This window comes from Pseudoalteromonas sp. NZS11_1 (assembly GCF_015864275.1).
Lineage (GTDB): Bacteria > Pseudomonadota > Gammaproteobacteria > Enterobacterales > Alteromonadaceae > Pseudoalteromonas > Pseudoalteromonas arctica.
Map to the genome: position 1 here is coordinate 133,915 of NZ_JADYXK010000002.1, position 25,434 is coordinate 159,348.

General features: G+C 39.8%; 19 protein-coding genes. 3 read left to right on the forward strand and 16 right to left on the reverse strand.

Annotation, left to right across the window (positions count from 1 at the left end):
• Positions 1-297: 297 nt before the first annotated feature.
• The 5 genes from secF to queA all read right to left on the reverse strand — a co-directional run bounded on the left by secF (position 298) and on the right by queA (position 5,837).
• Complete coding sequence (secF, locus tag I6F44_RS03280) at positions 298-1,245, reverse strand: protein translocase subunit SecF (protein ID WP_024590595.1); 948 nt, start codon at positions 1,243-1,245, stop codon at positions 298-300.
• Between the two features lie 9 nt (positions 1,246-1,254).
• Positions 1,255-3,114 carry a protein translocase subunit SecD gene (gene secD, locus I6F44_RS03285; protein WP_010554381.1) on the reverse strand — a complete coding sequence of 620 codons (1,860 nt, stop codon included), beginning with the start codon at positions 3,112-3,114 and terminating at the stop codon, positions 1,255-1,257.
• Between the two features lie 19 nt (positions 3,115-3,133).
• Complete coding sequence (gene yajC, locus I6F44_RS03290; RefSeq protein WP_007586472.1) at positions 3,134-3,469, reverse strand: preprotein translocase subunit YajC; 336 nt, start codon at positions 3,467-3,469, stop codon at positions 3,134-3,136.
• Positions 3,470-3,494: 25 nt separating this feature from the next.
• Positions 3,495-4,622 carry a tRNA guanosine(34) transglycosylase Tgt gene (gene tgt / locus I6F44_RS03295; RefSeq protein ID WP_007586471.1) on the reverse strand — a complete coding sequence of 376 codons (1,128 nt, stop codon included), beginning with the start codon at positions 4,620-4,622 and terminating at the stop codon, positions 3,495-3,497.
• A gap of 183 nt (positions 4,623-4,805) precedes the next feature.
• Positions 4,806-5,837: a tRNA preQ1(34) S-adenosylmethionine ribosyltransferase-isomerase QueA gene (queA, locus tag I6F44_RS03300; protein ID WP_010554380.1), complete on the reverse strand. Its 1,032-nt coding sequence runs from the start codon at positions 5,835-5,837 to the stop codon at positions 4,806-4,808.
• 187 nt (positions 5,838-6,024) lie between these two features.
• On the opposite strand from queA, the gene I6F44_RS03305 reads away from it, so the two are divergent.
• Positions 6,025-8,556, forward strand: coding sequence for a two-component system response regulator (locus tag I6F44_RS03305; protein WP_197173292.1), 2,532 nt, complete (start codon positions 6,025-6,027; stop codon positions 8,554-8,556).
• 181 nt (positions 8,557-8,737) lie between these two features.
• The gene (locus I6F44_RS03310; protein ID WP_121953757.1) at positions 8,738-8,950 is read left to right on the forward strand and encodes a hypothetical protein; all 213 of its coding nucleotides are present in this window, start codon (positions 8,738-8,740) and stop codon (positions 8,948-8,950) included.
• 24 nt (positions 8,951-8,974) lie between these two features.
• Here the strand turns inward: I6F44_RS03310 and I6F44_RS03315 are convergent, their stop codons facing one another.
• From I6F44_RS03315 to I6F44_RS03345, 7 genes are all read right to left on the reverse strand, one after another.
• Complete coding sequence (locus I6F44_RS03315; RefSeq protein WP_007586467.1) at positions 8,975-9,895, reverse strand: hydrogen peroxide-inducible genes activator; 921 nt, start codon at positions 9,893-9,895, stop codon at positions 8,975-8,977.
• 82 nt (positions 9,896-9,977) lie between these two features.
• Positions 9,978-11,246 (reverse strand): inorganic phosphate transporter, encoded by a 1,269-nt coding sequence (locus I6F44_RS03320; protein ID WP_007586466.1) that lies wholly within the window; start codon positions 11,244-11,246, stop codon positions 9,978-9,980.
• Positions 11,247-11,285: 39 nt separating this feature from the next.
• The gene (locus tag I6F44_RS03325) at positions 11,286-11,963 is read right to left on the reverse strand and encodes a TIGR00153 family protein (RefSeq protein ID WP_002957838.1); all 678 of its coding nucleotides are present in this window, start codon (positions 11,961-11,963) and stop codon (positions 11,286-11,288) included.
• A gap of 150 nt (positions 11,964-12,113) precedes the next feature.
• The gene (phoU, locus tag I6F44_RS03330) at positions 12,114-12,815 is read right to left on the reverse strand and encodes a phosphate signaling complex protein PhoU (RefSeq protein WP_007586465.1); all 702 of its coding nucleotides are present in this window, start codon (positions 12,813-12,815) and stop codon (positions 12,114-12,116) included.
• 46 nt (positions 12,816-12,861) lie between these two features.
• A complete protein-coding gene (gene pstB, locus I6F44_RS03335) occupies positions 12,862-13,689 on the reverse strand; it encodes a phosphate ABC transporter ATP-binding protein PstB (protein WP_007586464.1) in 828 nt (275 codons plus the stop codon).
• Positions 13,690-13,716: 27 nt separating this feature from the next.
• Complete coding sequence (pstA, locus tag I6F44_RS03340) at positions 13,717-15,366, reverse strand: phosphate ABC transporter permease PstA (protein ID WP_007586463.1); 1,650 nt, start codon at positions 15,364-15,366, stop codon at positions 13,717-13,719.
• Positions 15,367-15,381: 15 nt separating this feature from the next.
• On the reverse strand, positions 15,382-17,616 hold the full coding sequence (locus I6F44_RS03345; RefSeq protein WP_197173293.1) for an ABC transporter permease subunit: 2,235 nt from the start codon (positions 17,614-17,616) through the stop codon (positions 15,382-15,384).
• Positions 17,617-17,997: 381 nt separating this feature from the next.
• Here I6F44_RS03345 and I6F44_RS03350 point away from each other — a divergent pair, with 381 nt between their 5' ends.
• A complete protein-coding gene (locus I6F44_RS03350; RefSeq protein ID WP_007586460.1) occupies positions 17,998-18,504 on the forward strand; it encodes a glycine cleavage system protein R in 507 nt (168 codons plus the stop codon).
• A gap of 176 nt (positions 18,505-18,680) precedes the next feature.
• Here the strand turns inward: I6F44_RS03350 and I6F44_RS03355 are convergent, their stop codons facing one another.
• The 4 genes from I6F44_RS03355 to I6F44_RS03370 all read right to left on the reverse strand — a co-directional run bounded on the left by I6F44_RS03355 (position 18,681) and on the right by I6F44_RS03370 (position 25,387).
• Positions 18,681-19,136 carry a hypothetical protein gene (locus tag I6F44_RS03355; RefSeq protein ID WP_007586459.1) on the reverse strand — a complete coding sequence of 152 codons (456 nt, stop codon included), beginning with the start codon at positions 19,134-19,136 and terminating at the stop codon, positions 18,681-18,683.
• A 200-nt stretch (positions 19,137-19,336) separates the two neighbouring features.
• Positions 19,337-22,456 (reverse strand): efflux RND transporter permease subunit, encoded by a 3,120-nt coding sequence (locus I6F44_RS03360; protein ID WP_165736126.1) that lies wholly within the window; start codon positions 22,454-22,456, stop codon positions 19,337-19,339.
• An 8-nt stretch (positions 22,457-22,464) separates the two neighbouring features.
• Positions 22,465-24,012, reverse strand: a complete 1,548-nt coding sequence (locus I6F44_RS03365; protein ID WP_197173294.1) for an efflux RND transporter periplasmic adaptor subunit — start codon at positions 24,010-24,012, stop codon at positions 22,465-22,467.
• Positions 24,002-25,387, reverse strand: coding sequence for a TolC family protein (locus tag I6F44_RS03370; protein WP_197173295.1), 1,386 nt, complete (start codon positions 25,385-25,387; stop codon positions 24,002-24,004). The genes I6F44_RS03365 and I6F44_RS03370 overlap by 11 nt, the downstream gene beginning before the upstream one ends.
• Between the last annotated feature and the right edge of the window lie 47 nt (positions 25,388-25,434).

The window sequence follows — 25,434 nt, forward strand, 5'->3', positions numbered from 1 at the left end:
TTATCGGTAGTTTTAACAGTTATTATTGATAGTTTAAATTATCGCGTTATTTAAGCTAAATAGCTTCCAGCGCCTAAATATAAGATGACGATATTATGTAACTGTACTTATTAATAACCGCGCTATTAATACTTATTTTAAATACATAGTACGACGTTACACTCATGGCGTGCTCTACAAAGTTAGCACTGTTTATTCATACTTGCACAGTAAAGCTAAAACAATCGTGAGCATAAATATATTACAGGCAATAAAAAACCGCTCAATGAGCGGTTTTTTAAAGTAGTTACAAAACCATTACGGCATTGCGTCTAGGTCTGCACCTTCTTTTTCAATTACTTCTGGTATTAAGTCTTCTTTGCTTACGCCCATTGCTATAGCAACAGAGCTCGCAACATAAATCGAAGAATAAGTACCAATAAACACACCAAATAGCAATGCAGTTGCAAAGCCATGAATGGTTTGTCCGCCCCATGCAAACAAAGCAATCAATACTAAAATAGTCGTGATTGATGTTACAAGTGTACGATTAAGTGTTTGCGTAAGTGAAATATCAATAATTTCTACAGTATCGTCAATGCGCACTTTGCGGAAGTTTTCACGTATACGGTCAGATACAACAATTGTATCGTTAAGTGAATAACCTATTACCGCAAGAATTGCCGCTAATATAGTTAAATCAAACTCTAAACCTAATATCGAAAATAAACCCACAGTAATAATAACATCGTGTAGTAGTGCACCTACCGCACCCACAGCAAAGCGCCATTCAAAGCGAAACGCAACGTAGATTAAGATACAAATAAGTGCAGTTAACATGGCAAGGCCACCCTGCTCTTTTAAGTCTTCACCTACGCTTGGGCCTACAAACTCAATACGGCGCATTACTACGCTGTCGTCTGCTTTTTTAAGCGCATCAATTACTTGGTTACCAATCACTTCAGCTTTTACATCGCTACCGCGTGGTGCTAAGCGAACTAAAATCTCTTGGCTTGAACCAAATAGCTGCACTGATGCATCAGCAAAACCATTATCAGCTAGTGCATCACGTACTTTTTTAAGATCAGCCGGTTGTGAAAAACCCACTTCTACCGCCGTACCGCCGGTAAAATCTAAACCAAAGTTTAGGCCCTTAACAAAAATTGATGCAAACGACGCTAAAATTAATAACGTCGAAAAACCCATAGCCACTTTTCGAAGAGACATGAAACGAAGGGTTCTACTACCCAAACTTAAAATTTGCATGTCAGCTCCTTAAATCGAAAGTTTATCAATACGTTTACCACCAACAAATAAGTTGATTACCGCACGGGTACCAACGATGGCTGTAAACATTGAAGTTAAAATACCAATCGCAAGTGTTACTGCAAAGCCCGCTATTGGGCCGGTACCTACTGCAAACAGTATAATGGCAGCAATTAGCGTGGTGATGTTGGCATCGAATATAGTGCTAAATGCGCTATCGTAGCCAAAATGAATTGCTTGTTGAGGGCTTCGGCCATCGGCTAGCTCTTCACGGATACGTTCAAAAATAAGTACGTTAGCATCAACCGCCATACCTACCGTTAATACAATACCGGCAATACCAGGTAGCGTAAGTGTCGCGCCTGGAATTAAAGACATAACACCAACAATCAGTACTAAGTTAGCCGCAAGAGCAAGGTTTGCAACCATACCAAAGCCTTTGTAGTACACAAGCATAAACACAAGTACAAACGCAAAACCAAGTGCAACCGCAGTCATACCCGCTTCAATATTTTCTTGACCTAAACTTGGACCTACAGTGCGCTCTTCAACAATTTGAATTGGTGCTACAAGCGCACCTGCACGAAGTAGCAAACTTAAGTTATGTGCTTCAGCTGGGTTATCGATACCTGTAATACGGAACGAGCGATCAAGACGTGCTTGAATTGTTGCTACGTTAATAACTTCTTCAACCTTAATAGGCGGAAGCGCTTTACCGTCTGCATCTTTTTTACCTGATGGCTTATATTCAATAAATACCGTTGCCATACGCTTACCAATAGCACGTTTGGTAAAGGCATTCATTTTTGCCCCACCTTTGCTATCGAGCGTAATACTCACTTGCGGGCGTTGGTATTCATCAGCGCCAGATTGCGCGCCAGTAATATGACTGCCTTCTAGAATAATACGCTTTTTAAGTACAACAGGGTAACCGTCGCGGCTCATGATCATTTCAGTACCCGCTGGGATACGACCTTGAGCAGCAGCGCTGATATCAGCGTTTTCGTCTACTTCGCGAAATTCAAGTGTTGCTGTTGCGCCTAAAATTTCTTTAGCGCGTGCTGTGTCTTGAATACCTGGTAGTTGAACAATAATACGCTCAGCGCCTTGGCGTTGTACGTTAGGTTCTGCAACACCAATTTGGTTGATACGGTTACGAATAATCGTTTCATTTTGCTTGATAGCGTAGTCACGAATTTCTTTGAGTTTTTGCTCACTCATTGTCGCAAAAAATGCTTTATCGTTACTGCTGTCATCAATGTAGACATTTAGCGGGTAGCGAGTTTCTAAGAAGCTCTCTGCTGCGTCTTTATCTGCTTCGGTACGCATTTCTACACGCATACGATCGGAGCCTGCTACGCGGCGAACACTACGGTAACGTAGTTTTTCTTCGCGCAGGTCGCTACGAAAATCTTGTTCCATTTGCTCAAGCTGGTTATCAACCGCTGTTGCCATGTCGATTTCCATGGTGAAATGTACGCCACCACTTAAATCAAGACCTAGCTTCATAGGGTTACCACCAACCGCTTTTAACCAAGCTGGTTGAGCAGGTGCCATATTAATAGCAGAAATGTAATCGTCGCTCAGCGAATCACGCAGTAAGTCATGCGCTTTAAGCTGTTCTTCAACATTTTTTAAACGAACTAAAATTTGCCCATCTTCAAGTATTGTCGATTTAGCGGTTACATTATTTTTTTCAAGGATTGCGTTTACTTTGTCTACAACACTGAGATCGACATCAGCGCCTTTAGCACCTGAAACTTGTATAGCCGGATCACGACCATACAAGTTTGGAGAGGCATATAAAAGGCCAATGGCTACCACAGCTAAAACAAGTAAATACTTCCAAACTGGAAACTTGTTTAACACGGGGTCGTCCTTATTATTTTTATAGCGACTTCATTGTGCCTTTTGGCAATACTGCAGATACTGCAGATTTTTGTACTGTTACTTCTGCCTGCTCGTTTAAAGAGATAACGATGAAATCTTTCTCTTCAGAAATCTTCACAATTTTACCCACTAAACCGCCTTGGGTAAGTACTTCATCGCCTTTAGCCATCATACTCATTAAGCTTTTGTGCTCTTTAACGCGCTTAGCTTGCGGGCGGTAGATTAAAAAGTAAAAAACCAAACCGAAAATAGCTAACATTATTAGCATTTCCCAACCACCGCTTGCCGCAGGTTGACCAGCTGCTGCGTGTGCATTTGAAATAAATAAACTCATGATACTTCCTCTTTAATTTTAAAGTTTAATTTTTTATATCTACTAGCTCTGGCACGTCTTGGCCTCGGCGAGCATAAAAATCTTGTACAAATTCTTCTAATTTACCTTCGCTAATTGCATTACGTAAACCTTCCATAACACGTTGATAGTAACGTAAGTTATGAATTGTGTTTAGTCGCGCACCTAAAATTTCGTTACATTTATCAAGGTGATGCAAATAAGCTCGTGAATAGTTTCCACACGTATGGCAATCACACTCAGGATCAAGTGGCCCTGTGTCTGTTTTATGTACTGCGTTACGTATTTTAACTACACCTGTGGTAATGAATAAATGGCCGTTACGCGCATTACGTGTTGGCATAACACAGTCAAACATATCAATACCACGGCGAACAGACTCAACTAAATCCTCTGGCTTGCCTACACCCATAAGGTAGCGTGGTTTGTCTTCTGGCATTTTAAACGCACAATGATCAAGAATATTCATCATTTCGTTTTTAGGCTCGCCTACTGATAGACCACCTAATGCATAGCCATCAAAGCCAATTTCTTCTAAGCCTGCTTGCGATTGTGCACGTAATTCTGGGTACATACCACCTTGAATAATACCAAACAAAGCAGATGGATTGTCGCCATGCCCTTCTTTTGAACGCTTAGCCCAACGAAGAGATAACTCCATAGAATCTTTAGCTTCTTTTTCAGTTGCTGGGTATGGCGTACACTCGTCAAAAATCATAACGATGTCTGAGCCTAAGTCGCGCTGTACTTCCATCGACTTTTCAGGCGACATCATAATTTCATCACCATTTACTGGAGATTGAAATAACACGCCTTCTTCAGTGATTTTACGCATTGCGCCTAAGCTAAATACTTGGAAACCGCCTGAGTCAGTTAAAATTGGGAAATCCCAATTCATAAAGTCGTGTAAATCACCATGTTGCTTAATGATTTCAGTACCTGGGCGAAGCATTAAATGAAAGGTATTACCTAAACATATTTGCGCACCAGTGGCTTTTACTTCATCTGGCGTCATACCTTTTACAGTACCGTAAGTACCAACAGGCATAAATGCAGGTGTTTCTATTACACCACGGTCAAAAATTAAGCGGCCGCGGCGCGCTTTTCCGTCAGTACAATCTAATTCAAATTTCATATCATCCTCAATGTCGGAAAAACAGTCCAACAAGCTATAATTTAACCGCTCGATTCTACCCTTTTTGCCTCATTAATACTATTAGCTGCGATAAATACAATCTTGCTTATTACGCTAAACAAAAACCCCAGCAACGAAGCTGGGGTTTTTAATGTTTTTTACTGAGTATTAAATAACAAGCTGTTACTTGCGTGTTAAAAACATCGCATCACCGTAACTAAAAAAGCGGTATTTTTGTTCAATTGCGGTATTGTATGCGCCCATAATATTGTCTTGTCCGCTAAAAGCACTTACTAACATAATGAGTGTTGACTCAGGTAAGTGAAAATTAGTGACCATGGCATCAACAACATTAAATTGGTAACCCGGAAAAATAAATATATCGGTATCACCAAAATACGTATCTAACTTGCCGCCGTGAACTTTAGCTGCCGACTCTAATGAGCGTACTGAAGTTGTGCCAACCGCAATTACACGCCCGCCACTTGCTTTGGTTTGTGCAACGGCAGCAACTACATCATCGGGCACTTCTATGTACTCGGAATGCATTACATGCTCATCAACACTATCCACTCGTACTGGCTGAAAAGTACCGGCGCCAACGTGCAAAGTAACAAAAGCCATGTTTACACCTTTATCTTTTAGTGCCGTCATTAACTTATCGTCAAAATGTAAGCCCGCTGTTGGCGCAGCAACTGCACCTGGCTTTTCTCCATAAACAGTTTGGTAACGCTCGCGATCAGCTTCGGTATCAGGTCGGTCAATATAAGGAGGCAGTGGCATATGACCAATATCATTAAGTATATCTAGCACGTTTTGGCTATGATCAAACTCAAGCTCAAATAATGTATCGTGGCGTGCAACCATTATTGCTTTAGCTTTGCCTTCAAGAATAACTTCGTTACCAACCTTAAGCGACTTGCTCGCGCGTACGTGCGCAAGTACGCGATGTTCATCTAGCACTCGCTCTACAAGCACTTCAACTTTGCCGCCAGAGGCTTTTTGACCAAACATACGTGCTGGAATAACGCGTGTATTGTTAAAGACTAACAAATCGCCTTCGTTTACTAAATCAAGTATGTCGCTAAACACTTTATGTTCTAGAGTTCCGCTTGGGCCATCTAAAGTAAGTAAACGGCTGCTAGTTCTGTCCGCTTTAGGAAAACGAGCTATTAATTCATCAGGTAAGTCAAAGCTAAAGTCAGCCACGCGCATAATTAGTAATCCACATCATTTAAAATCGCGCCAAGTGTATATGTATCGGATATTAAGCTCAAGAAATCAGCCAAACTTATAATATCTTGTTTGCGTGTTTATCATTAAATTTTCTTGTTCTTATGGTTAAATGTCACTATTCTTGTTCGGCTGAATTATTATAAGTTACATTAGGGGTGTTCAACACGTGCCAAACCAGCTTAAATTGCTAATATTAAACGCAAGTAGTGCTGAACGCCGCGCGATTAAAGGCACTTTAGATAGCTTAAATGTATTTACCTTTATTGATGCGCAAGATAGCCAACAAGCTTTAAAGCTTTTAAAACAACACCCTGTTGATATTATAATAACGGGCATTAATGTTGGGAAAATTGACGGCTGGCGCTTTTCGAGGATGATCCGCTCAGGATTATTAAAAACACCGAAAAACACCCCAATTTTACTTATTCCGCCAATTTACTGTGAGCGTATTGCAGAAACAACAGCCCGAAGCTACGGGATAGATGCTGTACTGCCGTTTGAACATAAAGACATGCTCCCTCAAGTACTTGCGAATGTTTTATCTACTCACTTAGAAAAAAGTAGCCGGCTAAACTTATTATTATTAGAGCCACTCCAAAATACGGCCGACAAAATAAGTGAACAGTTAAAGTTAAACTTTGCTATTACTCACGTTACCTCAGCCAAAGCAGCACTAAACGCTTACAACCAACAGCAGTTTTCAATTGTGCTACTCGATGCCACTACATCAAGTGCAGAGAGCTCGAGTGTACTCGTTGAAGAAATCCTACAGCACAATTCTAAACAAGCTATTGTTACGATTATAGAAAGTGATGATGCTGATTACGCTGAGCAGCTTTTGCTGTCTGGTGTTACCGATTTTATTAGAGCCCCATACGACCCTTCATTTTTAAATAAAGTGTGTGACCACGCCGCACGACGTGAAGATTTTATGGTGAGTTATGCTGAGTTTGCTTACAAAGTAGAGCAGCTTAGCGTGAGCGAAGTGCGTTACAAAGAGTTATTTTCGGCTCATCAGCGTATTTTATTGCATTTGAATACGGTTGTTTTAGAGCTTGATCAGCAAGGGCATATTCGTTTTATTAACCCTGCATGGGAGGCATTGAGCGGTTTTGGTGTTAAATCATCGCTACAAACCCCATTAAGCGCTTATTGTAATAACGAAGATAAAGGAAGACTAAATTATACTATTAATGACATTTTACATGGTGGCGAGCAACAGCAACAAATAGAAGTAAAGCTCACCCATAAAAATGGCAATTTAATTTGGGTCGAATGCAGATTACAGCTAATCAAAAATAGTCGTAATAACGCGACCATAACTGCCACTATCGACAACATACATGAACGTAAACAAGCAGAGATCCAACTACGTCATTTAGCACACCATGACCCACTAACTGGTTTACATAACCGTTATTACTTTGATCAACAGCTTAATAAAATATGCCAAGATAAATACACGTATGATGGTATAGAGCATGCTGTTATTTATATTGACCTCGATCACTTTAAAATAATAAACGACAGCAAAGGTCACCACCAAGGTGACATAGTATTAAAAGAAGTGGCGCAATTATTTAAAACAAATATTGGCGAAGACCATTTGGTGTGCCGAATAGGCGGCGATGAGTTTGCAGTCATACTTACCGATATGAATTTACTGGATGCACACCTTATTGCAGAAGGTGTGTGTAGTGCGATAGAAAAACATGCTTTTAAATCAGAAGATCAGATATACACTATTAGCTGCTCTATTGGTTTAACTCAAATCACGACACAAAATAACGACCCTAATGAGTGTTTAAAACAAGCCGATATTGCTTTGTATATTGCCAAAAATTTAGGGCGTAACTTAGTACATTGCTACTCAAAAGAGGACGCTCAAAACAATACGCTTCAAACTGGGCTTGAATGGGGTCACGAAATTCGACAAGCACTGCAGCAAGATAATATTGAACTGCATTACCAACCTATTTGGGATTTTAAAGAGTGTAAAGTTGCTTATTTTGAAGCGCTCTTACGCTTAAAACTCAAAGGTAAACTTGTGTACCCAAATCAATTTATTCCCTCTTTAGAGATGCTTAACGACACATTTTTGATGGATCAATGCGTTATACGTAATGCCGTTGCTTGTGTGTCTAAGCACCCAGAGTTAAACCAAGTTGCTATTAATTTGTCAGCACAATCATTCTTAGATGAACGCTTATTGCCATTAATTGAATCAAATCTTGAAAAGTATAACGTGCCCCCTTCGCGGATAATTTTTGAAATAACTGAATCAGCAAGTATTAACAACTTAAAAGCGACTCGTAAAATGATTGAGAAGCTTAATAGCTTAGGCTGTCATTTTTCTATTGACGATTTTGGAACTGGCTTTAGTACATTTAACTATTTAAAGCAGCTTCCAGCACAACATGTAAAAATTGATGGCTCATTTGTAAGCGACATGCTTAATGACCCTATAGACTTAGCGTTAGTAAAAGCAATAAATGATATTAGTCGGTCTCTCGATAAGCGCTCTGTAGCTGAGTACGTTGAAAACGAAGAGATATTTTTTGCACTAAAAGAGATAGGTGTTGATTATGGACAAGGCTACTTTATTGCACGCCCAGTACCTGTTGAAAAAGTAAAAGATGAGCTTGAAAAAATTTCAAAAAATAAAACGTTTTACCAACAACAAGCTAGCCCAAAATAAACAAAATTAAACAATTTGTTACTACCAATATTACCTTTCTTGCCTATACTTTCAGTATCAAATAAAAAATGTCGTGCATTTTAATGTATTTCACTTTAAAAACATGACATTACCTTTTGGCGACGTAGTACTGATATTTATAGTGGGTTTCAAAGCTATTTAAGCTTTTAAGGAGAAAGGTATGACACAGCTAGTTATGTTATTACTGATTATACATTTTGCAATCGCGTATCAGTGTTATCGTTACGCAAATATTAAAGGCTACCCAGTTAAGGTTTTTACTGTATTAGGTTGCGTGCCTTACTTTAACTTGGTGGTATGGATTTATTTACTATTTTTACCCGAACTTGAGCCTTTTGAAAGCCATTTTAAAAATCAAAAGCAGCCTTTATAGGCTGCTTTCATTCATTTACTATTCTTATTTAGAAAAATCTAAACTACATTGGCGCTTTAAAAATATCTCAAGCTGTTGACTAAATAACTTAAAGTCGCGGATCCGCCCCGTAGTTTTCCGCCACAATATGCCAATATCTCTATATGCATCACTTTGTGATGGTGTAGCCACCATATTTTTATTATCTAAAATTCCGGCGTTAATCGCCATTTGTGGTAAAAAAGTCACCCCGAGCTGATGCTCAACCATACTTAATAATGTATGCAAGCTTGCTGCTTCAAATGGGTTAATACAGCTAGCACGATTTAAATGACATGCACTAAGCGCATGGCCTGTCATACAGTGCTCACGCTCGAGTAAGAATACGCTAGCCTCTGGTAATAGATTAAAGTCGACTACGCCCTTTGCAGCGCTGTAATCCTTATGGTGCACTAAACTAAACTGATCTTTTGCCAATACTTGTGTATGAAATTTATCGGTTTCGTATGGCAGTGCAAGTAGCGCTAAATCAATATGCCCATGCTCAAGTTTATCCAGTAGCTTATCACTCGTATCTTCTATTAATACCAGCTCTAAATCACAAAAGGTTTCTTTACAAAAGTGATACAGAGGAGCCGCTATAAAGCTAGCAATTGTAGGTATAACACCCACCGTTAATTTACCACTCAGTGGTGTTAAAAAGCTTTTAGTGAGCTCTTTTAAACTAATTGTATCGTTAATTATTTTACGAGAGCGCTCAACAACTTCTTCACCAATACTGGTAAACATGAGGCTGCGATTTTCGCGTTCAATAAGCTGGCAACCCAAAGTTTCTTCAAGATTTTGAATAGCACTGCTTAAAGTAGATTGCCCAATAAAACAGGCACTGGCAGCTCTGCCAAAGTGCTGATGTTGATGAACAGCTAATAAATACTGTAGCTGTTTGATACTTGGAAGATTGGTCATTTTTTCTTTCCACAAATAAAAAGACCCCAACACCTAGGGCATTGAGATCTTTTCAAGCTAAAAGTCTTTGAGTACTTTTTTGTTAAACCCCAAATGCGGTTCTTAGTACGTAGAAAATAACAATAGCAAGGGCAGCGCCAACTGGCAATGTAATTACCCAAGAAACTACAATGTTTCTGATAACACCCATGTTAAGTGCACCAATTCCACGTGCCATACCTACACCTAATACCGCACCTACTAAGGTTTGAGTAGTAGAGATTGGCATACCAGTACCTGATGCAATAACAACGGTAGAAGCAGCGGCTAGTTCAGCAGCAAAACCACGGCTAGGCGTTAAATGTGTAATGCCTTCACCAATCGTTTTAATTACTTTTTTGCCCAAAATAGCAAGACCCGCAACAATACCAAAACCACCTAGAGGTAGAATCCACCAAGCAATAGCCGCTTTTTTAGCAATTTCACCATTGTTTTCAACAATATTTACAACAGCAGCTAGTGGACCGATTGCATTAGCAACATCGTTAGAACCATGTGCAAAGGCCATACAACATGCTGTTAATACCATAAGAACAGCAAACACTTTTTCAACATTGTTGAATTGCATTTGTTTATCTGCTTTTGGATCGATATTTAAACGAGAAATAGCAATTTTACCAATTATAGCAACGACAACTGCTACAGCTATTGCTAAGGCGTACCCTTCGGCTGCACCTAAATCAACACCAACATGCTTTAAGCCTTTTTTAATTGTAACCAAGGCCATTATAAAACCTGCTAAACCCATATAAAGTGGTACATAGCGTTTAGCATTTTTTAGTGGTGCATCTGTATTAAAAATAAGTTTTTGTGCACTCATAAATATTAAGTATGCAATAAAGCCTGATATGGCGGGCGTTATAATCCAACTACCAACAATACCACCTACTTTATCCCATTGAATCGCCTCAGTACCAACAGCAACTAACGCAAAACCAATGATTGCACCAATGATTGAGTGAGTCGTTGATACTGGCCAACCCAAGAACGAGGCCATTAATAACCAAGCACCCGCTGCAAATAAAGATGAAATCATACCCAGAACCATAAGTTCAGGAATGTCTGCAAATGGTGCGGCATCGATAATTCCTTTACGAATTGTTGATGTAACCTCACCACCTGCTAAGTAAGCGCCTGCAAATTCAAAAATCATCGCTATAAAAATAGCTTGTTTGATTGTTAGCGCTTTTGAACCTACAGATGTGCCCATGGCGTTCGCTACGTCGTTCGCGCCAATACCATAAGCCATAAAAAAGCCGACTGCTGCGGCAATTAAAATTAATACCGTGCCGTAAGATGCAATGATATCCATTGTAAAACCTTAATCTTTCGTGTTTGAACTGATTTTAAATTAACGAGCTAACATCAGCTCAAGACGTGATCCTACGCGCTCTGCAATATCTGCAAGCTCGCCAACCCATTCAATGATTTTGTACAAAAACATAACATCAATTGGATTTAACTCACCCTCTACATCACGTAGCTGGCGGCGTACTTTTATCTGCATTTCGTCCGTGTCTTGTTCTATGGCATCCAATTCAACTAACATTTTTTCTACTAAGGTGACTTCTCGACCTTTAAAACCCGTTTCTAGCAATTCTTCTAATTCGTTAATTGCTTTAGATGCTTGTTTAGTCGCATCTACACAACGGGTTAAGTAAGCTAAGAAATCAGCTTGCATAACTTTTGGAATGGTCATTTCACGACCAATCACTCGCCCTGCAATATCTTTTGCTTTATTGGCAATTTTATCTTGTTGAGTTACTAGTTCGAGAAGATCTGTACGCTCTACCGGCATGAATAAACCACGCGGTAATTGTAAACGTATATCTCTTTTCATATCATCAGCTTCACGTTCTAAATTGCGAATAGTGATGCGAAGCTCTTCTGCTTGTACCCACTCTTCTTTAAATACGTGATTAAAAAAAGGTATCAAAGCTTTACTTGCTTGATGAACCTTCTTGATGTGTTCTTCCATTGGTTTGATAGGAGATTTTGCAAATACTCCTAAAAACGCGTTTGTAGGCATAACTGACCCTTTAATCAAATTGATATGCTTTGCAGCATGAATTTTACAGTATTAACCAAGATTGTGAACGCTTTTTATTACTTCACTAAAGCTTGCAATACACAAAGCGGCACTAAGCCGCTTTAATAGAAATACATGATGGATAAAAAATCATAGTGATTTTTCTATATCTTCTTGAGATGTATGGCGAATATCTTTGCCATTAACAAAATAAATAATGTATTCAGCAATGTTCTGACAGCGATCACCAATACGCTCTAATGAGCGAACAGACCAAACTAAGTCCATGATTTTAGGGATTGAGCGTGGATCTTCCATCATGTAAGTCATTATTTGACGTGTGATGGCTTCATATTCGCGGTCAACTTTTGCATCTTCTTTATGTACTTGAAATGCGCGTTGCACATCCATACGCGCAAATGCATCCAGTACGTCGTGTAGCATTTTTAAAACTTGACGGCCCATATTTTCAATATTTACTAATAAATCTTGCTGATCTTTGGTAAATGAGTCTAGTGCAACTTTAGCAATTCGCTCAGCTTCATCGCCAATACGCTCTAAATCAGCAATTGTTTTTGCAATTGCAATCACTAAACGTAAGTCGCTTGCTGCAGGCTGACGACGAGCAATAATACGCGTACACTCTTCATCAATGCTTACTTCCATTGCATTCACTTTATAATCGTTCTGACGTACCTTTTGAGCAAGCTCTGCATCGTTACGACTCACCGCATCAAGCGCACTGTTTAACTGCTGCTCAACTAAGCCACCCATACTTAATACATGATTACGTACATTTTCTAGTTCTTGGTTAAAACGCCCAGAAATATGTTTATTAATATTATGTTCCATAGTTACCTTCTCTCTTAATCTTGCACAACACGCTACAACGGGCTAATTAACCGTAACGACCGGTAATATAATCTTCGGTCTTTTTCTTCGTTGGTGTAGTAAATAAGGTATTTGTGTCTGAGTACTCAATCAATTCGCCCATATACATAAAGGCTGTTTGATCAGATACACGCGCTGCTTGTTGCATGTTATGTGTAACAATAACAACGGTAAATTGGTTTTTTAAATCGTTTATTAGCTCTTCGATTACCAAAGTAGAAATAGGGTCAAGTGCTGATGTAGGTTCATCTAATAAAAGAACTTCTGGCTCAATTGCAATTGAGCGAGCAATAACTAAACGCTGTTGCTGACCACCCGATAAGCCAAACGCGCTGTCGTGTAATCTATCTTTTACTTCATCCCATAAAGCAGCACCACGAAGTGATTGCTCTACCACTTCATCTAACTTACGCTTCTCTTTAATACCTTGTAAGCGTAGGCCATAAACCACATTTTCATAAATTGATTTAGGAAATGGGTTAGGACGCTGAAACACCATACCTACATTACGACGAAGTGCTGCTACATCTACGCTCTTATCGTAAATATTTTGACCGTGAAGTAATATTTCACCTTCAATACGACAAATATCAACCAAATCGTTCATGCGGTTAATACAACGTAATAGAGTTGATTTACCACAGCCCGATGGTCCAATAAACGCAGTTACTTGGCCTTTTGGAATGTTCATATTTACTTTATTAAGCGCTTGCTTATCACCGTAGTAAAGATCGAGATCTTTAATCTCTAGCGCTTTTTGGTCATCCGTTAAATTTTCTAGGTCTAACTTCTGGCCTATATTAGCTTGGTTTACTTTTGGAGCGACTGTAATCATTTTTGTTACCTATAAAATCTTTACTAATTAGTGTTCAAGCGATCTGTACTTTTCACGTAAATGGTTACGTATACCAATGGCCGTTATGTTTAGGGTAATAATCACCGACACCAATAAAAAGGCCGTTGCGTATACCAGCGGGCGTGCCGCTTCAACATTAGGGCTTTGGAAGCCAACATCGTATATATGAAAGCCTAAGTGCATGAACTTTCTATCTAAGTGAAAATACGGGAAGTTGCCATCAAGTGGTAATGTAGGGGCCATTTTTACAACGCCTACTAGCATTAACGGTGCAACTTCACCTGCAGCACGTGCAACTGCCAGTATTAAACCTGTCATAATTGCAGGGCTTGCCATTGGAATAATTATGCGCCATAACGTTTCAACTTTTGTTGCGCCAAGCGCTAGTGAACCATCACGTACGGTACTTGGAATACGAGATAAACCTTCTTCAGTCGATACAATAACAACTGGCAGCGTTAGTATGGCGAGCGTTAATGCAGACCACATTACACCTGGCGTACCAAATACTGGCGTTGGCGACGATTCTGGATAAAATAATTGGTCTAAGCTACCACCTAACATGTATACAAAAAAGCCGAGGCCAAATACACCGTATACAATTGAAGGAACACCGGCCAAGTTAATCACTGCGATACGAATCATTTTAGTGATTGCATTTTTTGCGGCGTACTCGTGTAAGTAAATTGCAGCAACAACGCCAAACGGCGTCACAATTACAGCCATCAGCATAACCATAAATACAGTACCAAATATAGCAGGGAAAACACCGCCTTCTGTATTTGCTTCACGTGGATCATCGGATACAAACTTACCTAGTTGCACAAAGTAGTGGCCTAGCTTTGCAAAAAAGCCCATATCGTTTGGAAACCAAACATCAAGTACTTGATACATTGGTATCGTAACAACTTCACCGCGCATATCTTTTACAGTTACGTGGTCACGTTTAGCTTGTTTGCGTAGTGCAAATAAATCTTTTTCGAGTACACCATACTCTGCACGTAATTCAGCACGTGCTTGAGCAAGCTCAGCAACACGTTCATCAGTGAGAGCGTTATCAAGTAAGTAGCCTTTTTCTTTTAAACGTAAGCGTTCAAGTGCGTAGTTAATATGCCCAATGTCGCCATTTTGCAAATCAAGTGCTTCGTCGTTCAAATCAACCGCACGCTCAACAAGCTCATGTAGTGCTTCTATTTTGTCGCCATTAACCGGTTGACCGTCTTTAATAACGTTTTGCACATAACCATAAAAGTTACCGTTTTTACTACGCTCAAATACTGCAAGCGCCGCTGGTGCTGTTTTATTTGTTATGTCGGTTTCTAATATCCAACGAAAATCTAAATCTACATATTCGCGGTTACCTGTTTTAATAAGTAAGCGCTCTATTTCTTCTTTTTCAAACCCGCTAACATCAATACCTGTCGCGGCTAAACGTGTTTTTGGTACTAATTCACGGTCGTAAACTTCGCCAATAACGGTTTGCTTTGCAATCGACCCTTCAAGTTCAAACTGTACAACTTCTGAAGGCCAGAAAAAGCTTAACCCTTTCCAGGCTATCATTGCTAATAAGCCTAAAACTGAAATCAAACTGATGCTCACTGCACCACCGGTCATCCAAATCCAAGGAGAACCAGACTTAAACCACTGCTTTACCATGTCATGTCTCTCCGCTTACATTGAGCTGTATTTTTCACGCAGTTGCTGGCGAACAAACTCAGCGACTGTGTTAAAAATGAATGTGAATATGAATAATACAAAGGCTGCTAAGAATAATATTCTATAGTGCGAACTACCTACTTCTGACTCTGGCATTTCAACTGCAATATTTGCTGCAAGCGTACGCATACCTTGGAAAATGCTCCAATCCATAATCGGTGTATTACCGGTTGCCATAAGTACAATCATGGTTTCACCAACTGCTCGGCCAAGTCCCATCATTACCGCAGAGAAAATACCTGGGCTTGCTGTTAGTAATACAACACGTATTAGTGTTTGCCACTGCGTTGCACCTAATGCTAATGAGCCATTTGATAAATGCTTTGGAACACTAAATACCGCGTCTTCTGCAATTGAGAATATAGTAGGAATAACCGCAAAACCCATCGCAATACCTACAACAAGCGAGTTACGTTGATCGAATGTCATACCTAGCTCATTTGTTAAGTACTGACGTACATTGCCGTCAAACATCCAAAGTTCAACAAATTCGCTCATAGCAAACGAAAACCAACCAATAAGTAAAACGACCGGAATAAGGATGATTGAATGCGAACCATCAGGAATTCTATGGCGTATTTTTGTTGGTAATTTAGTCCAGGCTAAACCTGTCGCTAACATACCTAAAGGTAATAATATGAGTAACCCAACAATGGCAGGTAAGTGCTCTTCTATTAATGGGGCTAACCAAAGACCCGCTAAAAAACCTAAAATAACGGTTGGTAATGCTTCCATTATTTCAACGGTAGGCTTAACCACTTTACGTAATTTGCTCGACATAAAGTATGCCGTGTAAATAGCCGCCGAAAGCGCGATTGGTACAGCAAACAACATCGCATAAAGTGCTGCTTTTAATGTACCGAACGAAATTGGCACAAGTGAAAACTTAGATTCAAAGTCGTCACTGGCTGATGTTGACTGCCAAATATAACCTGGCTCTGGGTAACCTTCGTACCACACTTCTTGCCAAAGTGCTGACCAAGTAACTTCTGGGTGCTCGTTATGAATGTCTAATACTGTTAGCTTATTATCCGCTAAAATTAACGCAGCATTTGAACGTGGTGCAATTGCAAAGTTCTCTATTGCGCCTTCACTTACTTTTCCCTGCCATAATTTTGCTTCACTCGTTGTGTAATAAACACCTAGCTCACCATTATTGCCAGTAGTAAAAAAAGTACGACGGTAAAACTCAGTAAATATATTTAATTTACTTTGCTTAGTTGTTTCAAATGAGCGAATTTTTTGATATTCACGGCCTGTGTCAGTGTTTACTTCAAACCACTGCGAAATCTCGCCGTTATCATTAGCAAGCATGAGTGAGTTTGCGCCCGCTAGCAGTTGTGCAGATACAATATTTGCATTTTCTTCGTTAGCCGAAAGCAACTGAATTTGCTCCACATCACTTGGGTCGCGAGTATCGTATACGTACACTTGATTAGCAGAACGTACAAAAGTACGTGTTGTATCTGGCGACATTAATAACTCGTCTACACGTCCATCAACATCAAGTTCTGTGCGCTCAACAACCCACTCTACTTCACCGGTAAACATATTCTCTTCAGCAATAAAGCTGCTAAATAATACACGCTTATCTTCTGTAAGAGCTACAACCGCTGTTTTGTCTTCATAGTGACTAAATGCAAAGCGTTTAATAGCTGCACCTTGTTCATCTACTTCTAAAGCCATTTCCCCTAGAGGAAAACCTAAGCGAGGTGTTAATTTACGCTCGTTGTTTGGAAAGGTAACTAAAAATTTAGGTGCAACAACCATTACGGTGCCATCTTCTAAACCAAACGCATAATGCCCTTGAAAAGGCGCGCTTGTTGCAAAGCTTGTTGCATCACTTGGTAAATCTGCATTAAGTGTTCTGAGTTTTTTACCAAAACTACCTGACTCAACACTGTAAAAATCAACCTGACCTTGCTGACTTAGTAAATAAGCAACTTCAGTTTGCTCTTCTACACCTAAGCCTACTATTTGCTGTGAATTACCAACATGAAAGCTATCGCGTTTTTCTACTTTTGCTGATTCAAAAATTGGCTGTACTACATAAAGAAGGTAAAAGAATATTAATAGCAGTGCTACCAATACCATTATCCCACCAGCGGTTATGCCAAACTTGGCAAACCGATCTTTAAATAGACGGCTTCGATCCGTATTAAAAGTCGGCTTATTCGGATTTGAAGTCATCAAAACACCCTTAAATCTTAACGTTGCATAAATTATATTTCATCAAGATGACAGTAATGTTACAGCAGTAATAATAAGCACTCTAAAACAGCTTTAAATAAAACTAACGAGGGAAAAGTCTAAATTAGCTTCAAATAGGTGATTTATAAGTGAACTAAATTATAAAATAATTGGACAAAGTATTTATCGAGGTCAATACTAAAAGAGTACTTAGTAAATAATAATGACTATTAATACTGCGTATAGTCAACACAACTATATCCATTTTTTTAATTTATAATCAAAGATTTATAAAAAAGTGCAACAACACACAATTTAAATTAGACAACATACTTAATGCCTATGCATTTACTTTCTTTGGGCTTAAAAAGAGAATTATTTATGAAGCAGTTGGTTATAACTATTTTAGGGAAAGATCGCCCTGGTTTAGTAGAGAGCATCTCATCAGTCGTATTACAGAATCATGGCAACTGGCTAAGCAGTAACTTAAGCCATTTATTAGGTCATTTTGCAGGTATTATTCAACTTGAAGTTGCTGAGGAGCATTTTCAATCATTACAAAGTGCTTTAAATAAGTTACCTAAGTTAGACGTTCGTATTGAAACCGGAAACACAGAGATTGAACCATCAACACTAGAGCAAATTAATCTAGTTATAACAGGTAACGACCGTCCTGGTATTGTTCAAGAACTGGCAAGTGTAATACGTCATAAAGGCGCTAATATTACTCACTTAAATTCAAGACAACAAAGTGCACCTAATTGGGGAGTGCCTATTTTTAGCGCTGTTGCTACCGTTACTTTGCCAAATGGTATGGATAAAGACGAAGTTATTGAAGCATTGGAATCAATTACAAGTGATTTAATTGTAGATACGGAAGAAGTTTAACCTCCATTTATGCGTGCCATACAACTGACACGCATACCATTTCAGTCCATCAAAATGCTCTGCAGATTATTTAACGCAGACATAAAATAAGCCGATGCAAGCATCAGCTATTTTAAATAATCACCTTAAAGCTAATAAGAGCGAGATAAACTCAGTAATCCCGCTCTTTTATAAAGCTACATATCCATATGACGATTAGTACTTTGCATCATTTGCTTTATACCTTGCTTTTCAAGCTCTAGTATTTGTTGAAGCTTTTCTTGCCCACTTTCGGTTTCGGCGCGTTCAAGTAAGTATTCATATAACTCAATCACTTTTTGATGTTGCTGTGCTAAATAGCCTTGAATGACTTCTTCATCGAATTGCTGATCTTTACTAATGTCTTCAAAAGTAATTAGCTCAGGATTTTTAGCAAAGTATTCATAACTGTACGTATCGAGCGTATTTATTTCAGTTATCGCTTTAAACCCGACTAAATCTTCGGCGAGTTTTTTTTCGTAATTTAGGTAGTAGTCCACCAGCATTGCATTATGTTCATCGAGTAAATCCTTTACGCTATAAAAATTAGCCGCCATTTGCGTATGAAACAAAACGGTCCAATCGTATACCTCTTTAATTGTTTTAACTTGCATGTGCATTCCTTACTTAGTTGACTGTATAGGTAATACACTGCGTAAAGCGTGCCAATTAAAAAGCTATTTAAAAACAGTTAGTTAATTTAAATATGAGTAATAACTAGCTATTTAATAGAACAACTTACAAATTATAGGTAATTTTTATAGAGCAATGCGTGAGTAGTAACCGCACTGCTCTATAGTCTTGTTGTTTTATATTATTTAAGTCCTTGTTTGCGCCACAGCAAGTAAACAGCAGGAATAACAAGTAAGGTGAGTACAATTGCACTGCCCATACCGCCAACCATAGGCGCTGCTATTCGGCTCATTACTTCGCTTCCGGTGCCTGTACCATAAAGTACAGGTAATAAACCGATAATAATTGTCGCGACAGTCATCATAACCGGGCGTACTCGAAGCCCTGCTCCTTCAATGATAGCTTGCTGTAATTGCACTAAGCTAAGCGGTTTTCCGGCTTGCTCTGCTTCGAGGCATTTTTCTTGATAGGCTTGGTTTAAATACACCAACATAATGACCCCTATTTCTACCGCAACACCGGCTAAGGCAATAAAGCCTACACCTACTGCAACTGAAAAGTTAAAGCCCTCTAAATACATCAGCCATACGCCACCAATCATTGCCAGTGGCAACGTAGCCATAATAATAGTGACCTCAGCAAAGCTTCTAAAATTAAGGTAAAGCAATACAATAATAATCGCTAATGTAAGTGGTAATACATAAGTCAGTTTGTCTTTAGCGCGCTGCATGTATTCATACTGCCCAGCCCACGTAATTGAGTAACCAGCAGGTAGTATTAGGTCTTTATCGAGCACTTGCTGAGCGTGCTCAACGTAAGTACCAATATCAACGCCATCTATATCAATAAAACTCCAACCGTTTAAACGTGCATTTTCGCTTTTTATACCAGGCGGTCCATCTTCAATAAATACATCGGCTACATCACCAAGTGCTATACGCTGCCCTGTAGGCGTTACAATAGGTAACAACATTAACTCTTCTGGCGAGTCTCTGTATGCTTGCGGATAACGTAAATTAACAGGGTAACGCTCTTGCCCTTCTACCGTTTGTGTTACGTTTGTACCACCTATTGCAGTAGATACAACTTGCTGTACGTCGCTAATGTTTAAGCTATAACGCGCGGCTTTTTCACGATTTATATCTACTTTTATATAACGTCCACCGGCTACTCGCTCTGAGTAAACCGATGCGGTGCCTTGCACATCTTTTAATAGTACTTCTATTTGTTGACCAATTTTTTGAATTTCGCTCAACTTTGGTCCCGCAACTTTAATACCCACGGGAGTTTTAATACCGGTTGCGAGCATATCAATACGTGTTTTAATTGGCATTACCCACGCATTTGTTAGCCCCGGAAACTTAACCAAACCGTCGAGTTCTTTTTTTAGTTTTTCAAGAGTCATCCCTTCGCGCCATTCGTCTTTTGGTTTTAACTGAATAAACGTCTCTATCATTGTAAGCGGCGCAGGATCTGTTGCAGTTTCTGCTCGCCCAACTTTACCAAATACTGTTTTAACCTCGGGCACTGTGGCAATTAGCTTGTCGGTTTGCTGTAATATTTCGCGCGCTTTACCTACCGATAAACCAGGATACGTTGTGGGCATATACATTAAGTCGCCCTCATCAAGTGGCGGAATAAATTCACTGCCTATTTTGTTTACCGGGTAAAAGCCAATAACAGAAACAACCACCGCGAGTACCAGTGTCATTTTTGGAAATTTAAGCACCCAGTTAAGTAGTGGACGATACGCTGCGACGAGTAATCGGTTAACTGGATTTTTTTGCTCCGAAATGACTTTACCTCTAATAAAGTAACCCATTAATACCGGCACTAAAGTAATAGCAAGCCCAGCAGACGCAGCCATAGCGTAGGTTTTAGTGTAAGCCAGTGGCGCAAACATACGCCCTTCTTGCGCTTCTAAAATAAATACCGGCATAAAACTGACAGTAATAATTAATAAACTAAAAAATAATGCAGGCCCTACTTCACTTGCCGATTTAGCAACTACTTCCCAGCGGTTTTCGTCGGTGAGTGGTGTTTTTTCCATATGCTTATGCATATTTTCAATCATCACTATAGCACCGTCAGTCATTGCACCTATGGCTATTGCAATTCCTCCTAAAGACATAATGTTGGCGTTAATCCCCTGCCAATACATAATTATAAATGCTGTTAAAATTCCAAGCGGTAATGTAATAATCGCCACCAGCGATGAGCGCACATGAAACAAAAACACCACACACACTAAGGCAACTACAATAAGCTCTTCAATTAGCTTACTTGTTAAATTATCTACCGCGTTATTTATTAAGTTGGAGCGATCGTACACAGGGACTATTTCAACGCCCTCTGGCAATCCCTTTTTAAGCGATTCTAATTTTGCTTTTACAAGCTCAATGGTTTTTTGTGCATTTTCGCCATAGCGCATAATAACAATGCCGCCGGTTACCTCGCCTTCACCATTCAGTTCTGCAATACCACGGCGCATTTGCGGTCCGACTCTAATATCGGCTACATCACGCAATTGCAGCGCAGTACCGTTGGCGTTTACACCAAGCGGAATAGCTTCCAAGTCGGCAACACTTTTAATATAACCCGTGCTTGTTACCATGTATTCAGCTTCAGCCATTTCAACTACTGAGGCACCCATCTCTTGGTTGCCTTGTTGAATAGCGGTTTGAATGAGGCTAAGCGGAATACCATATGCGCGTAATTTATCGGGCTCTACATTGACTTGGTATTGCTTAACCATGCCACCAACAGCAGCCACTTCAGATACACCGGGCACAGTTTGTAGCTCAAACTTTAAAAACCAATCTTGTAAGCTTCGTAGCTGACTAATATCGTGTTTATTTGTTTTATCAATTAGTGCGTATAAGTAAATCCAACCTACGCCTGTTGCATCAGGGCCAAGCTCTGGCGTAGCGCTATCGGGTAATCTACTCGCTACTTGGCTTAGGTATTCTTGTACTCGGCTACGCGCCCAATACAAATCGGTTTTTTCGTCAAAAATAACGTAAACGTACGAGTCTCCAAAAAACGAAAAACCCCTTACAGTTTGCGCACCCGGCACAGAAAGCATTGCTGTGGTGAGCGGAAATGTAACTTGGTCTTGCACTACTTGCGGCGCTTGCCCCGGGTAAGTGGTTTTTATAATGACCTGAACATCAGATAAGTCAGGCAAGGCATCCACGGGCGTATTTTTTACCGCAAACAATCCTCCACCCAGTAAAATTAATGTAAGCAACAACACAAAAAAGCGATTGCTAACAGACCAGCGAATAATGGCAGTTATCATAATGGCTCCTAGTGAGAACTATGTTGCATAGTAGAATGATCAATCGGCTCTGCGTTTTGCGCTTTAGTAATTACAAATTCATCGTTAATAATGCTAAAAGTAAAATTAATATACTGGGCATTTTCAAACTGACTAATATCAATATCTGGCGCTAATACAAAGTCCATTGTGGCGGGTTCTCGATTCCATTTTTCAATGGCTTCTCGGCTAATATTAATAATGCGATTTTGTGTATCTATGGCATTAATAGTGCCGTTAACCGTGGCGTTTTGTGGCTGCATATCCATGTTCATATTCGAGCCTGAAACAGAACTCATACCTGAGCTAATACTAGAACTAGGCATTTCCATTCGTTTAAAGTCGGAGCTTTTACTCGATTCAGAGTCTATTAAAAATTGCGCTGAAGTAACTACCGTGTCACCTGTCATTACACCTGACAAAATGACCGCTTCATTACTATTAATTTGCCCAACTTCAACTTCTACCGATTTAAAACGCCCCTCACCTAATGCAATAACCACACGGTTTTGATGCTGCGTGCGGATTACCGCTTCTTTAGGGACTGTAAATTGCGCCTTACTCGCTTTAGCGTGAATGCTCACTTGTGCAAACATATTTGGTTTTAACCGATGATCTGCATTTTCAAACCTAAGCCTTACACGCAGAGTCCGGTTTTTAGCATCAAGCGCGGGGTAAATGTAATCAACCTTACCTTCCCACTTTTGACCTTTTAAGTAATCAAGCGTCATTGTAACGGGCAACCCAACACTCACTTGTTCTGATTGGCGCTCGAACACTTCCGCCTCTACCCAAATTTCATCAAGCTGGGCAATACTCATCATTGATGTGCCTGGTTTAACGTAAAAGCCTTCTCGTACTGTTAGCTCATCTACCACACCACTTTGCTTTGCGTAAAAAGTAATATTTTGCATTATCTTTTTATTTTTTTGTAAGCGCTCGATAAATCCATCAGACACATTTAAAGACTCTAAACGCGCCTTTGCAGCGCGAATTAACACGGTATTATTACGATTAACCGCCAATAAAAGCTCTTCCTGTGCGTTCACCAATTGTGGTGAATACAATGTATATAAAGGCTCACCGGCTTTAACTTCTGCGCCTTGTGCTTTAACGTATAAACTTTCAATCCAGCCTTCTACACGCGGATGAATGTGAATAAGTTGGTCTTGGTTATATTGCACATAACCCACAGTATTTATATCTCTGTGAAGTGTTTTAAGCTGCACTTTGGCAGTTCTTACACCAAAGTTATTAACGACTGCAGGCGAAATAGTTACAGCACCTGGTCCATCCTGAGCCTTGCTAGCGTTTTCATACACAGGTACTAAATCCATTCCCATTGGCGAAAGCCCTGGCGCGTCACGCCTGTAATTACTATCCATAGGGGCTACCCAATATAAGGGCTGTTTTTCAGCGCTTTGCTGTTCATTCATTGCCGAGTTGCTAGGTAAAAACTGCATTACTAAGCCGCCTATTAACCCAAAGGCGCCTGCGCCAACTAAGGCGGCAACAAGTAACTTTAAATTAGTATTCATTGTGTAATTCTCCAGTTTGCTCGCTCATTACTTGGGTGTCTAAGCTACTTGCATAATAATTAAGGCGGGCGGTAATAATATGTTGATCTACTTGAATATTCAGTGCATCAATTTTGGCGTTAAGTTCACCAATGCGCGCGCGCATCACGTCAGAAAAATCCCCGTCGTCGCGTGTATAAGCATTTAGTGTTGCCTGAGATTGCTCTGACATTTGCGGTAATAACGTATTTTGATAAAGCGCATCGCGTTTTTGCAAACGAGCGAGTTGGCTAAACTCCTTAAAGTACATGCCTTTGAGTTTTTGAAGCGCCACCAGCTTTTGTGTTTTAGTAGCTTCTGCACTAGCAATAGCCGATTTAACCTGTTGATCTTGTCTGTTATCAGTAAACAATGGCAAATCAATACTAAACCCTACAGAGAGTAAATCAGCTCGCGACTCACCCATCGGGGTATCATCTCGGTAACCATAACCCACATTAACGCCCATTTGAGGTTTGTAGCTTTGCTTAGCGAGCGCAACTTCGGTTTGCTTTACCGTTACGGTTTTATCTATCGCAATAATTGCGGGATGCGCCATAAGCAACTGTATTAGCTCATCAAATTCAAGGCTCGCAAAATCAACCAGCCCTGTGGTTTTAGTAAACTCAGTATTTAAAGGCTGCATAAGCATATTCATAGGTAACCACTGTGCTAAACGGTTTTTAGCACTTTCAAATTGCTGCTCAAGCATAACCAGCTTATCTTCAAGACGGGTGAGTTCTAATTGCGCACGAATAATATCTTGCTGACGTGTTTTACCTAAGGTGCTTGCGTAGCTTGCTTCGGTAATGTCAATAAGTTGAGTAAATAGCCCTTTATCTTGCTCAATTAAAGCAATACTTCGCTGAGCACGATACGCGTTTAACCACGACTCAATCACAATTGCTTTTACTTGTGCTAAGCGATCGGCGCGCTGCCAAGGGTATTGTTGAGCAGACTGTGCTAATGCTTTTTGTCTAAGCGCTAAACTATTCCCTCGGCTAAACTTTTGGCTCAAATCAACTTTAAGCTGCGTCATCCCTTCTTGATCAAACGCATAACCGTTAGTAGGTAAGTTGAGTAAGCCAACCGTTAAAACAGGATCGGGTAAGGTGCCAGCGGCAATGCTTTGCGCTATTGCTGCATCTTCTTGGTAGCCACTCGCTTTTAGCCATGGCTCATGCGTTAGCGCATAATTAAGCGCTTGCGTTAAGCTAAGCGTTTGCTCATTACTAGTTTGCTTTAGTGTTTCGGTATTTAGGTTATTTTGATTGTTTTGATTGTTTTGCGCATTAACAGCTGTGCTAAATAACACAACACTACATAATACGACTTTAATACTTACAGCGTGGTTCATCACCTGCTCCATCTAAAAATAAAAGAAAATCTTAAATTAGAAAGCAA